Source organism: Dokdonia pacifica, assembly GCF_900188275.1.
GTDB classification, from domain to species: domain Bacteria; phylum Bacteroidota; class Bacteroidia; order Flavobacteriales; family Flavobacteriaceae; genus Dokdonia; species Dokdonia pacifica.
In genome coordinates, this window is record NZ_FZNY01000004.1 from 318989 (window position 1) to 332412 (window position 13424).

Below are 13424 nucleotides of genomic sequence, written 5' to 3' on the forward strand. Positions count from 1 at the left end.
TCATTCTGAATTCATTTCAGAATCTCATCACACTAATGAGAAACTGAAACAAGTTCAGTTTGACAAAAATTCCCTCCTAAGAATGCGTTGTGCTGAGCTTGTTGAAGTATGGGCTAGGGAGGTGTGAATTTTTTAGATGGTATTTAAATAGCTTTTCCTGTACAAAAGGAAAATAGAGTAATATTCTATTGTTAGCGTGTTACTCTATTTTTAGTTAAATGGAGAGTATCAATTCTTGATGTTCTTGGGTCCAGACAGAAAGAGAGTCTAAGCCTGTGGGTAGCTCTAGTTTGGAAATGATATTAGCGCGATGTTTTTGTACCGTACGTACAGAAATACTAAGTAATTCTGCAATTTCTTTAGAGTTCTTATTTTGAGCAATGAGTCGTAAAATGGTACGTTCTGAGGGAGATAGAAGTTTGACTTTTTGTAGTTGAGGACTGATTTCTCCTTCAAAAACGGCATCAAATGTCGCACTGAAATAGGTGTTTCCTGCTGCTACTTCTTGAATGCATTTGTCAATCTCTATAAAAGGCTCGTCTTTTATGATATATCCGGCAATGTTTAATTTTTTAGCTTTTAAAACAAAGCCTTTTTCTTTGTGGGAGGTTAAAATAATAAAACGTGTAGTAACGCTTAATGCTTGACATTTTTTAATGACTTCAAACCCTGTTAATAAGGGCATCTCAATATCGAGTAATGCGACATGTGGGTGTTCTTCTTTTACATAATCTAATGCGAGCGCGCCATTTTCTACGGCTACTATATGTGAATATCCGTGAGTATGTAGCGCGTTTTTAAGCCCTTCCAATAGTAATGGGTGATCATCTGCTATGAGTAGGTGTATGTCATTTTTTTGCATAACTATAGGGGATTTGTGCCGTGGTTACTGTTCCTGATGTTTGACTACTTTCTATGGTTACTATTCCTGCTAATATACGAATACGTTCTTCCATGGTTTTTAATCCTAAACTAGAGTGCTTTTGTTTTTCAGATACCTCAAAACCTTTTCCGTTGTCTTTTATGGTGATTTGTATCGTATTTTTTTCTTTTTGGACTGTTACTGAGAATGCTTTCGCGAAAGCGTGTTTTATAATATTAGATACATTTTCTTGAACAAACCGGTAAATGTGTAGTGCTTCATTTTCGTCAAAAAGATCATCAATATCATCAATGTCTGCAGAGACAAAAAGGTCGGTTTGCTCATCTACATCATAGAGTAATTGCTCAATACTACCACTCAGTCCTAGTTGTTTGATAATGCTAGGGTAGAGACCGCGAGAGATATGGCGTATTTCTTCTAAGGCTTTATGTGTAAGTTCGCTTACATCTGTTTGTCCTTGCTCCTGTAGTTTTTGTTTGATTAGGGTGAGTTGCTGGCCAACGCTATCATGCAGATCTTTTGAGATGCGAGCACGTTCTTCTTCTTGCGATTGCATTAGGTCTTGTGAAAAACCTTCTTGTAACTGTTTACGTAGTTGTTGTTGTTTAAACATCCAGAAAAGAACGCTAGATATGATTACTGTTATTATTAGAAAAAACCACCAGGTCTTATAAAAGAAATCTTTGGAGTATATGGGAAGTAGGAGAGAATCTCCAATTTTCTTACCTGAAAAATCCAGTGCTTCAATCTCTAGCATATAGTTTCCAGCTGCAAGATTTGGAAAGCGTATGGATTGTGTGTTTCCTATGGCGACCCATTCTTTGTCATCAAGACGGTAGCGGTAACGTTCGTTTCGTGTTACGTCCAGTTGTGTCAAGGCAAAACCAATTTCTAAGGCACGATTTTCTGATGGGAGTGTGATGGTTTTTGCTTTCGCGAAAGCGAACTGATTATGTGATACGCTATATTTTTTATCTTGTGTATTATAGGTACTGATACGTAAAGGGACAATTTGCGCTGTATTGATTTCTGGCTGAAGTTTTTCTGGATCAAAAAAGTTTAGCCCTTGTATGGTACCTACCAAAAATCCATCTTCTGTCTTTAAAGCACTATATCTATTGGCTTCATTATTTGTAAATCCATCTTTTACAGAAAAGCGATGTATTTGTTTTGATGCTGGATTGAAGGATACGATGCCGTTAAAGGTATTGATCCACCAATTGTCTTGATCGTCAAAAAGAATGGTTGCAATACCTGCCTGAAGGTCGTCTTCATATAGGGTCTTGAATTCTTTAGTCTCAAGATCAAATGAGGTGATGATGCCAGAACGTGACCCTTGGATATATCCATACTCAGGGTGATATTCTCCCATAAGAAGAAAGGGATCGGGGAGTTGTGCTGGATCATTATATAATGCATGCTCTTTTGAACTAAGATCATAGGTGAGTATTCCTTTACTTGTACTTGCTACGATGTGATTATCTGCTTTACGCCATTCGAGATCATAAATCTCTAAGGAATCTGTAGCTACCAGAGGTGTGTGGGTTTTCTTATGTGTGTTAAACTCCATAAGGTTGTACCCCTTGGTTCCATACACAATAGTAGAATCTGTAGGGCGTACCATACATATTACAGGGTAATGTCTATAATACTGTATTTCTCGTGTTAAGGTGTCTACCTCAATAATTCCTCCAGCAGTATCATTACTCCATATCGTATTGCCTTCTGTAAAAAAATTACGAGAGGAGGATGGTTTTAAAATGTCTTCTTGTTCAAGAATGGTATAGGGTTTTATGGTGTTGTTACTACTATTAAAAAGCTGCCACCCATCTTTTTCGGTAGCAATAAGGTATTTTTTTTCTAAGAGAGGCGTTATGGCTCTTATCTCTTTGTTAGGAAGTAGTGTCGTTACAATATCTGACGGAAATTTTATGTAGTGTAATGTATTGTTGGTTGTAAACCAGGCATCACGTTGTATGTCTTTGGATACGATTTCAAAACTACTAGCAGGGCCAAATTTTTTGTCTTCGTATACAGTGGTTAATCCTTTCGTTTTATGTAATGTTTGTATGGATAATTGATCATTATAGGAAGAAATAATGGTATGTCCTCCTTTTGGATCATTGTACGTTTTTAAAATGGTGCTAAGAATTTGATTTTCTGTAGCCGTTATAGGGATTAGCTCCATTGCTTTGGGATCTATGCGATATACTTGATGGTAATTGTATAAGAGTACATAGTGTTGTCCATTTACTTGGAAATGTCCATCAATCCATTTTTTACGCAAAGCGAGTTCTCGTTCGTTTTCAAACCCTTTTGGGTCAATGGTTTTTACGACATCTCCTTCCCAAGTAACAAAGGTGATAGGGAAGTTGTCATCACTAATAACAACGACATCTTCAAAAGGAATAAACTGTGTTTTTTTATCTATCTTAATACGATTAACCTTTGTGGTAAATCGAAATATTTCTTCTAATTTTAAATCAGGATGTATGGTGTTGACAATTACTTCAAGGTTATTTTGAGTAATGACATAGTTTTTGTCTTGATACTCAAAAACAGAGGAAATCTTTGTGTGTATGGGTAGGTGTATTTTTATAAATTTGGTAGTGATAGGATCAAAAAGATACAGTGAACTATCTGTGACGATGTAAAATTGCCCATCCTTTCTTTTATAGATGTCAAAAATATTACTATCATCAGGTGTCGAGATGGTATGAAAAGAATTTCCGTTAAAGCGTTGTAAAATAGTTGGATTTCCGTTAGCTATAAGTTTAGAGCGAGCTGGATTAACACCACCGCCCAACCAAAGAAATCCATTTTGATCAAATGCAAGCGCGTTTACATTATCTATCTCTAGTCCGTCTTGTTGTGTAAATTGTTTTAGATATACCTCATTATTTTGCGCATGAGATACATACCAAAAGCAACTAAAAAAAAGTACGATTAAGATTCTCATGGAGGTGAGATATTACGATAAAATCTTCCTCTACAATATAAGCTATATTTTACTTCTTAAGATATAAGCAAGTGTACTGATAATCAATGATTCCTTTCCCAAGGTTAAGAATGTCAGCTCCTAAAATGCCGTGTACAGGAGGTGTGTTGTGATTTTCTAAAGCGGTATTTACGTGAGAGAGATCAAAAAGAACAAGGTTGATGTCTTCTCGTTTCCAAGTGCCAATTTTGATGGTATTATCTTTTGAGATTTCAGTACGCATATCAGTTGCGCCAGCACCTGCAGCCAATACTTCACTTTCTTGACTTATTAATTTAAAGTGCGTAGCAAAATTAAAATCAATACATGAATTTGAAGCACCTGTGTCTAGAATAAAAGAACCTTTTACACCATTGATTTTGGCTGTGATTTCTAGGTGTTGCGTGAGCGTAGGAAATAATCGGATACGTGTATATCCTTTTGCTAATAAAAACTCTCTAAGACTTGCCATATTTTCTGATCAAAACAATGCTCAAAAGTACTCCAAAAATACCCAGTATCCACCACCATAGGGTATGATTTTGTTGGCTCGGAATATCTGTAGGGCCATAGTAAACGAAGGCACCCCAGTAATAGGGGGATTTTTTTATGTTGGACATGTTTTTATCTTGAAGATAGGTACGTTGTGCTTCTTGTAGACTACTACTTCTTGAGGCAGTTTTTTTGAGTGATTTGTAATACCTACTTATGAGGTCTGCTGTAGATTGGTCATTTACTTTCCAAAGTGAAAAAAGCACACTTTTTGCGCCCGCATATTGAAATCCTCTAGCAAGACTAAGTGGTCCTTCACCAGAAGCAATACGCCCAATTCCTGTCTCACAGGCACTTAATACTACAAGGTCAGGGTTTAATTTTTTGCTGTATAATTCATTAAGATATAATGACCTGTCAATAAACGCGATACTTGCAGGTTCTATAAAACTACCGCCTGAAGCATGCGTTGAAAAATGAAGGATGGTATGTTGCGAGGCTTTTGTAAATGTATTATTTACGGAAGCTTTGTTACTCATGAGTAATTCAGTATTGAATGTTTCCTGTATAGCGTTTGCTTCTTTTTTAGAATGATCTAAAGTTAATGGTGTGTTTTCAAAAACTGGAAATACTCCTAATACGGTAGTAGCATCTTGTAAACCTAGATTTGGCTTTAAATATTCTTTATAGGAGCGTTGAAAAGTAGTTTGCGTTTCTTTGAGTAGGAAAGGCATTTCACTAAAAGTACGTTGGGTACTCGATGAGGTAAGTAAGGTATTAAAAGGAACAAACGCAAGTATACCATCAGGTATAATCACCATTTGCGTAGATGGAGTTATCTGTAGTGCCTTAAAAACCTTGAAAGATTGTGTGCTAAAACCAGACGGGTCATTCAATATAGCGCTTGCATTTTCAAAATAACGATTATACGCTACACAACTATTAAATAATTGATCTCGTGCTTTTCTATCTTCAGCAATCTGATGGAAACTTATTTTGTCAGGGCTTATCACAAATTGATAGACGGTTTGTAGCCCGAAGAAATAACTTATAATAGTTTGTTGAGATTGTGTTGCTTTAGTTTGGATATCCTGAAGTGTAAAAGTAGTCTTGGATGGCTTTAAATCTGGATACTTTTCTGAAATAGCTTTTCTTGTATTTTTTTGTAGTAGTAATTCGCTGGAATATATACTTTGTAATTCTTCTAAACTTTCAATAGCTGTGGCTTGTCTTTTTTGAAATAGTTGCACTTCTAGTTGTGCTAATTTTTGATTGCGTTGTTCATATTCAATGACTAAGCTGTCTTGCGCATATTGCGTTAGTTTGGCCTTGTCATTCATCGCTTCACTAACTAAACTGGCTTTAGAACGGTCGCTTATTTGTAATGCTTTTTCCAAAAAAGCAACATCTTTTTGATCTTGATATAAATCATATAACAAGATGAGTCGCTTTTCACTTCTTTTTTTATCTGAAGCTTCTAAAATAAGTCTAGATTGCTGAGAAAGCTGAGGAGAATTCAATAAGTCAGAAACCTCGGCAGCGCTTTCATAGGCTTCTAATGCTTTTTCTTTTTGTCCTTTTTGGGTATAAATTTCTGCATGGAGATCTAAAGCATCCATGAGGGTGTTTTCTGCAATCAGATTTGTTTTGTCAGGTATTTTTCCAGAAGGATGATTAGGATACCACGTTCTATATATGTATTCCAATTGGGTAATCGCTGCTTCGTAATCTTGTTGGATGATACATGCTTGTGCAAGTGCTAACCTAGATTTTGTAATATCTCTTAGGGTTTGATTAGGAAGCTTTGTTTGTATTTTAATAGCAGTTTCTAGTAGTTGAATAGCTTGTGTTGTATTTCCTTTTTGAAGTGCAATTTGTGATAGCAATTTGTAGGCATTTATTTGATACGGGTCTTTTTTTAAAATACGTTGTGCAAGACTTTCTGCTTTTTGATGTTCTCCTATACTAAGATAATTGGTCGCTAGATTCATTGGAATATCTTTATTTTCTGGAGCTAATGTATAGGCCTCTTCAAGGATGGTAATTGCTTGTGTGTACTTCCCTTGATTTTGTAGGGGAACAGAAAGATTGATCAACCCCGCGAGGAGGTTTTGTTGGTGTTTTTGCTTTACTGCTTTGCTCTCCCGATGGTCGTGAATCTCAAAAGTTCGATTTCGCGAAAGCGTAATATATCCTTTAATCAAATTTTCAGCTTCAGTATATGCATTGGTTTTTGTGTACAAATTTCCAAGCGGAATCATTGCGTAGGTTACAATATCGTATCCTTCTAACTGATACTGGCTGTAACGATCTATAGCATTTTCATATCTAGCAATGGCTTTATGAAGTGCGCCTTGTTGCTCTTGGTAGTATGCAATATTGCAATCTACCACCACTTTTGCAAGATGGCTTTTTGCATTGGGTGTTTGTAAGCTATCTGAAGAGGTGATTAATTGTTTAAAATTATCTTGGTTTGGGGCTTCCAAAAATTGATCTAACACTTTGTAAAAAGATGCTTCTTGCGCTTGTAAACTCCCTAAAAAGAGTAGTAAAAAAATAGCAAAGAATACCTTTCTAAACATAGCTTAAAATTTCCAAATACCGTACAATTGTATTTGTGATTGAGGCTCGTTAAAGTTATACACATATCGTATGCCTCCACTAGGCCCAATACGTACACCTCCAAAATTTGCACCTACAAACCAACCTGCTTGAAAGTTTCCTATGCCTTTGTCACATTTGGTTTCTTGAAAGGTGTCTTGGGTTTCATCTCGTATTTCTCCTTCTCCAGGAATGACCAATGAAAATTCTCCCGAAGTACGGCTATCACATTGTCTACTCAAATCTAATTTGAGTTGAGGACCTGTTCCAATAGCAACAAAATTATTGAGATTATAGCGATAGGATATAGGGACAAGGTAGGTAGTAATATTTTGAGAATCTGCCTGCTCAGTAAATCGAGTAAGGCTTTCTATACCAATATCATTTACTTCACTTACCTCAAAATTACGTAAAGTCTCAAAAGACGATGCAGAAAAGAAAAGCTCTGCTTGTAAATACCCGCGATATGACTTGAAAGGCGATATCGTTACTCCAGCAAATACCTCACGAGCATTATCTACATTAGGATTGAAAATATATCCTGCTTTTGCACCTATAGAAATACCAGGCATAAATCGAGTCGTACTATAATTTGTATAAATAGGCTCGTTTTTGTCAAAGTAAATGGCTGTACGACTACGTGTTTTCTTTTTGTGAAAGTCTTTTCCAAACTTCATAGAATATTTTACGAATCCTTTTGTAGAGTCACGTTCGGTTACATTTTTTTGAGCAGTTCCAGGTAGATATATTTTCTTAAATGTAAAGATGATTTTGTCTTTTTTGAAAATAGTGTCTAAGCATGAATAATCAACTTCGCGACCCTTTGGGCAGATACGACATAGGGGATACATGTCTTCTACTTTTAAGGTTGATTTATCAAACATTTCAGGCGTGTCTACTTCTAGCCTGATGGTGTTTGCAGGTCCTTCTCCATCATTTTGAAAGCGAACTTTAAATTTAAGTCGTTTAAATCGTACTAGACGATAGTTCATTAACGTACCATTGGAAGACATTTTATTAGGATCATGCGAAGTGACAATTTCCATTTCAGTGTCTTTTATTGTATGATTTTCATAGTTCTCATCAGGAACATATACACTTCGTAGCGTAACAATAGCACTGGTGTCTTTAATCATTTCTGGAGTAGTCTCTAACGTCCTAAAAATATTGCGCTCTTCTCCAGGTTGCATATCTTTAAATTCTATTACTTGACTGTTGCGATACAAAGCTTTTGACTCATCTATCGTATTTAAAAGGTTTGTTTTTTTTACGCTGTCGCGAAAAGATAGCTTTGGTTTTTCTATTGGAGAGCTGTCTGTCGATGTTAGATATTCTGATGAAAAGTCAATACCAGCATTAGTGGTAATTAATTGCTCTTCTACAATCGATTCGTTATGATGAAGGCGTGTGTCTTTAAGTGTAAAATTGTCATTTTTAAAAGCGTCGTCATTGTAAAAGAGATATAACTTTCCGCTTGTGGTGTAGTCTTTAGTGTTTTTATAACTGGTGATGACAACAAGTTCTTGCTCAGGCACAGGATCGCGATTGGTTTTTATGATTAAATTCTCATCAAGTTGAAATGGAGATTCTTTTACAGAAGGATCTGTATCTATACTGGATTGATCATTTTGATCGTCAGCAATAGTAACGCTTTTGGGTCTACTAGCAGGAGGCTTGCCATTTGCATAGTTATTGGTACTCCATAATCGAACTTCGTAGTCACCACTTTTCTTATAATTATGTTGCGGACTTTTTTCATTGCTGTAATTCCCATCACCAAATTCCCAGTAATACGTATAGTATGCTTTTGGCGCACCTGCGATTTGATTAAGTTCGGGCATTGTTGCTCCATAGGTGACTTTATTACCAAGCACATCATAAAATATAGGAGCACTTCGAGTAAGTGTATCTTGTGTAGTTGTTTGCGAATGACTAACCCATGCGAACGCACTTATAAGGAATATCGTTATAAAATATCTTTTTGACATGACTTATAGTGAGTTAATTAATGTTATGAGTTGATCTTCGGTAGTTTCACTTGTGTTGGTGGTTGCTCCAATAACACTTTGTGTTACACTTATTTCAGAGGTGTCTATTATGTAGATTCCGTCTTGTCTTGAAACAAAAATAAGCTCTCCTTGGGTGTCTACTGGAATCTCATTATAAACTTCACTAAATACACCCAGATTTGTATCGTATTGTTCAAATAGACTCACCGTAATTTTATTATTAGTATAGCTAAGAAATACATTGCTATTAGTGTTATTAAATCCTGCGGGAGGGACATTGTATACTGTAGTCCTTTGATTATTGTCTGGGTTAAATTGTGCAATATTATACCAACCCGTTTGTGAGGTAATACCGCTATATCCTGAGGTAGTATTGCCAATAGGATCTATTATTTCACTAGGGAAAGCAATACCTGTGTTTTCCCAAGTAACCATACATTCTATAGTTGCGCAAGAAGGAGAACTAAAAAATAATTGCTCTTGTGCATTGTTTTCTTCAGGAATAAAAACTTGTATTTCTCCTTGTATAACTACAGGATCATTATTAAAACGGATGTCAAAAAACAGTAGCCCTTCACTTAATGTAGGTTCTATGCTTCCTGAAGAATTACGTGTATTGGTAGATAGTTGACAGGCAACTACATCGCCTGAAGTAAACATTTCTAATAAACTTACTTCTACTTGACCGTCTATAGGTGTTCCGTCTTGATTAAATAATGATTGAGCAGGAATAGAAATAGTTCCTCCTTGATCTCCTGTGATTTGCCCTCCTTCAAACCCTTGTATACTGAATGTTTGAACTTTAGGTAATCTACAATCTAAAAGGCTTGTGTTATAATCTGTTCCGTCTATTGGAGTGATGGCATTTGGAGTTTCAATGATGCCTTCTTCACAATCATGGTCTTCAGAACAACTTATAGCTAGGTACCCCACCAAAACTAGCGTGAGTAAGAATTGGGCATATTTCATAATATGGATCGTTAGTTAGATGCAAAAGGGGGGATAATGCATCTTAAATATAGGTAAAAACTATGAATGTTAATAAAAGAGACAGACCTCAAAGTCAATAAGGCTTTGAGGCTAGTCTTCGTTTTATATATTATTTTTAAGGTAATGCATTGATTAATGCTGTTAAACCAGCTTCTGTTGTTGTTTGTGTAGTAGTGATAATTTCAATATGATCTGTTCCAATTGTTGCACTTTGAATAGCATATACATAATCACCATCTTGTACAGATACAAATATAAAATGTACTTCTAGTCCTATAGGCATTTGTCCATAATGTTCTGTAAACATATCTAAATCGGTATCGTACGTATCAAAAAAGGCTAATGCATTTGGCTCTCCGTCATAAGAAACATATACCGCACTATTGGTTTCATTAAACCCTTCTGGAACATCTACATATACTAATGTTTTAGGATCTTCATAAGCCCACCATCTATCTAAATTTGTCCATCCAAAGTTGGTAAGTGGAGCAAAGTATGCTGAAGTCCATGTTCCATCTGCGTTTTGAATTTCGCCTCCTTGTATGTTAGCATTTTCATCTTCTTCCCATACAACATCACAGTCTAGTCTATCACAATCTTCTGGTAAGAAAACAGTCATCTCAGGATCAAAATCGGCTGTAGGAGCAGTTAAGCCAAATGGAGTTTCAGCAACAAGTTGATTCCCATCTTGCGTTGCATTGATATAAAATTCGCCCCCAGAGATAATAGAAACAATATCGCCGTTATCTCTTTTTCCATTTGTAGGTAAATTTTGAGTAAGCATATCTGCTCTACTGTAAATTTCAATAAATTCAATAGCTACATCTCCAGATACTAATTCTCCTCCTAGGAATGTAAGTGCATTAGGAGGGAAGTGTAGTTGGGTTCCATTGTTTCCTATAATAGTTCCTCCCGTAGTTGCATCTATTGTAAAGTGTTGAATAGCATTTTCACGTGCTTCTATAATACTGTTTGCATATTCTAATCCTCCAAATATTTGTACAGTATCATCTGGTAATTCGGTTATTATATCTGCGTCATCATTCGTTTCACAGCTTATCATTCCTATAAGTGATAATAAACATAAAGCAATTAGTTTAGTTACGGAGTACACATTCATACTATTTTTCTGATTTGTGTCATTAAAGTTTGTTGTTTTCATAATGATATTAATTTGATGTTTTGTTTTTTGTTTTACACCCTTATATCATCAGTGGTTTTATATTGTTACCCTTTTTCTAGAACTTTTTTTTATATTTACTCGCAAATGCAGTAAATATGGGAGATTACGAAGTGCATACTGATCAGAAATATGTGCAGGCATTACTTGAAAATGACAATAGACTCATCGCCGAAATATATACTCGTTTTGCTCCTAAGGTTGTTGGATATATTCAAAAAAATAATGGGAATGAATCTGCTGCAAGAGATATTATTCAAGAAGCTCTTATTACTATTTATGATCAAGCAAAAACAAAAGGATTAACACTTAGTTGTCCTTTTGATGCCTACTTTTTTTTGATATGTAAACGAAAGTGGCTTAATTTTTTGAAAAAAAATAAACCCACAGGGGTAACAATTAATGAAGAGGTTACATCTATAGATACAAATGTACAACAGCAAGCAGATGAAACCGCCTTGTATGAAGGCAGAGCAAGTTTATTTAATCAAATGCTAGAGCAAATGGGTGACGCCTGTAAGAAACTGTTAAAGCTTAGTTTTTCTATTAAATCTATGGAAGAAGTGGCAAAAAAACTAACAGTTTCTTATGCATATGCTCGGAAGAAAAAATCACTTTGTATAGGTAAACTTACTAAAATGGTGCAAGAATCTGCGCAGTACCAAACCCTTAAAAATCTATAGTCATGGACGAGAAAACCATACTACTGTTTGACGATTATCTCCAAGGAGCACTCTCTCCAGAGGAAAAAGATCGATTAGAATTAAGACTAAAAACAGAACCAGAACTCAAAGATGCATTTACAATTTTTAAAGATTTAAATGGTCATTTAAGTCATCAGTTTTCTGATGAAAGAACAAGCTTTAAAGATACGCTGGAGACCCTAGCAGATAAGCATTTAAAAACTACCGAAGCGCCTAAGAAGGACGTAAAGGTTATTTCTTTTAGACCCTTACGCTATCTCGTTGCTGCTTCTGTTATCGTATTGTTTGGTGTGACTTTTTGGTTTCAAATGCAAGATGTGGGCTATGACGATTACTCTTTTAAAGGGAGTATAGACTTGGTAGAAAGGGGAGGTGATGAGTCCGCTTTCGCGAAAGCGGAAAAAGCTTTTAACGAAGGTTTATATACAGATGCTATCTCATACTTTGATGACATTATAGGAAATGATCCCGACAATACTCAAGTGCTATTTTATAAAGGAATTGCGCTGGTAGAAACAGAAGACTATGTAAATGCCACATCGATTTTTACAAAACTAAGTAATGGAAATTCTGTTTTTAAATACAAGGCACAATGGTATAATGCTCTTAATTTTTTAAAGCAAGAAAATATAGAGCAGTGTAAACAAATCCTATTGAAGCTACCTCCAGAAGCAGAAAATTATAATGAAGCACAAGAACTTCTTAAAAAACTATAAGTATTAGGTTAGGTTGTGTGCTGTGCTATTTCTATTTTTGAGCCATGCAATTTACAGATACCCATACCCATTTATATAGCGAGGCTTTTGATGAAGATCAAGATGCAATGATTCAACGTGCTATTGAAACTGGCGTAACCCGTTTTTTTATCCCTGCTATAGATTCTGAATATACAGAACGTATGTATAGGCTGGAAGCTACGTATCCAAATCAAGTGTTTTTAATGATGGGCTTACATCCTACGCATGTCAAAGAAAATTACGAAGAAGAACTAGCACATGTGGAGGCTCAATTTGCAAAACGATCATTTTATGCAGTAGGTGAGATCGGAATAGATTTGTATTGGGATAAGAGTACTTTGGAGATTCAGAAAGATGCATTCAAGAGGCAAATTCAACTTGCTAAGAAATATAGACTTCCTATAGTTATACATTGTCGAGAAGCTTTTGATGAGGTTTTTGAAGTTTTAGAAAGTGAAAAAGGAGACGACTTGTTTGGGATCTTTCATTGTTTTACGGGTACCAAAGAACAAGCATTGCAAGCTATAGGGTATAATATGAAGTTAGGAATAGGAGGAGTGGTAACATTTAAAAATGGAAAGATTGATCAGTTTTTATCTGAAATACCTATATCTCATATTGTTTTAGAAACTGATGCTCCATATTTAAGTCCAGTGCCTTATAGAGGAAAACGTAATGAGAGTAGTTATGTAAAGTTAGTTGCTGAAAAATTAGCGACTATTTATCAAAAACCACTAGATGAAATTGCTAAAATAACTTCGGAAAATGCGGATGCTGTTTTTATGAATGTAAAAACAACTTAAACTTAGTCTATATATAATAGAGTAAACTGAAATAATTTTGTTTCTTTT

10 protein-coding genes are annotated in these 13424 nt (G+C 35.4%); 3 read left to right on the forward strand and 7 right to left on the reverse strand.

Annotated elements, in window-relative coordinates:
• Positions 1-214 precede the first annotated feature (214 nt).
• The 7 genes from CHB80_RS13760 to CHB80_RS13790 all read right to left on the reverse strand — a co-directional run bounded on the left by CHB80_RS13760 (position 215) and on the right by CHB80_RS13790 (position 11114).
• Positions 215-862 carry a response regulator gene (locus CHB80_RS13760; protein ID WP_089372070.1) on the reverse strand — a complete coding sequence of 216 codons (648 nt, stop codon included), beginning with the start codon at positions 860-862 and terminating at the stop codon, positions 215-217.
• Entirely contained in the window at positions 849-3842 is a 2994-nt protein-coding gene (locus CHB80_RS13765) for a sensor histidine kinase (protein ID WP_089372071.1), read from the reverse strand. Before CHB80_RS13765 ends, CHB80_RS13760 begins: the two co-directional genes overlap by 14 nt.
• A gap of 49 nt (positions 3843-3891) precedes the next feature.
• On the reverse strand, positions 3892-4332 hold the full coding sequence (locus tag CHB80_RS13770) for a retropepsin-like aspartic protease (RefSeq protein WP_089372072.1): 441 nt from the start codon (positions 4330-4332) through the stop codon (positions 3892-3894).
• A complete protein-coding gene (locus CHB80_RS13775; protein ID WP_089372073.1) occupies positions 4319-6934 on the reverse strand; it encodes a CHAT domain-containing protein in 2616 nt (871 codons plus the stop codon). The genes CHB80_RS13770 and CHB80_RS13775 overlap by 14 nt, the downstream gene beginning before the upstream one ends.
• A 3-nt stretch (positions 6935-6937) precedes the next feature.
• On the reverse strand, positions 6938-8941 hold the full coding sequence (locus CHB80_RS13780) for a PKD domain-containing protein (RefSeq protein WP_089372074.1): 2004 nt from the start codon (positions 8939-8941) through the stop codon (positions 6938-6940).
• A gap of 3 nt (positions 8942-8944) precedes the next feature.
• Positions 8945-9931, reverse strand: coding sequence for a hypothetical protein (locus CHB80_RS13785; RefSeq protein WP_089372075.1), 987 nt, complete (start codon positions 9929-9931; stop codon positions 8945-8947).
• Between the two features lie 136 nt (positions 9932-10067).
• Entirely contained in the window at positions 10068-11114 is a 1047-nt protein-coding gene (locus CHB80_RS13790; protein WP_089372076.1) for a hypothetical protein, read from the reverse strand.
• A gap of 116 nt (positions 11115-11230) precedes the next feature.
• On the opposite strand from CHB80_RS13790, the gene CHB80_RS13795 reads away from it, so the two are divergent.
• Genes CHB80_RS13795 through CHB80_RS13805 form a run of 3 tightly spaced genes read left to right on the forward strand, consistent with a single transcriptional unit; the run spans position 11231 to position 13376 of the window.
• Positions 11231-11815, forward strand: a complete 585-nt coding sequence (locus tag CHB80_RS13795) for an RNA polymerase sigma factor (protein ID WP_089372077.1) — start codon at positions 11231-11233, stop codon at positions 11813-11815.
• A gap of 2 nt (positions 11816-11817) precedes the next feature.
• The gene (locus CHB80_RS13800; RefSeq protein ID WP_089372078.1) at positions 11818-12552 is read left to right on the forward strand and encodes a tetratricopeptide repeat protein; all 735 of its coding nucleotides are present in this window, start codon (positions 11818-11820) and stop codon (positions 12550-12552) included.
• Positions 12553-12596: 44 nt separating this feature from the next.
• Positions 12597-13376, forward strand: coding sequence for a TatD family hydrolase (locus CHB80_RS13805; RefSeq protein ID WP_089372079.1), 780 nt, complete (start codon positions 12597-12599; stop codon positions 13374-13376).
• Positions 13377-13424: the final 48 nt, after the last annotated feature.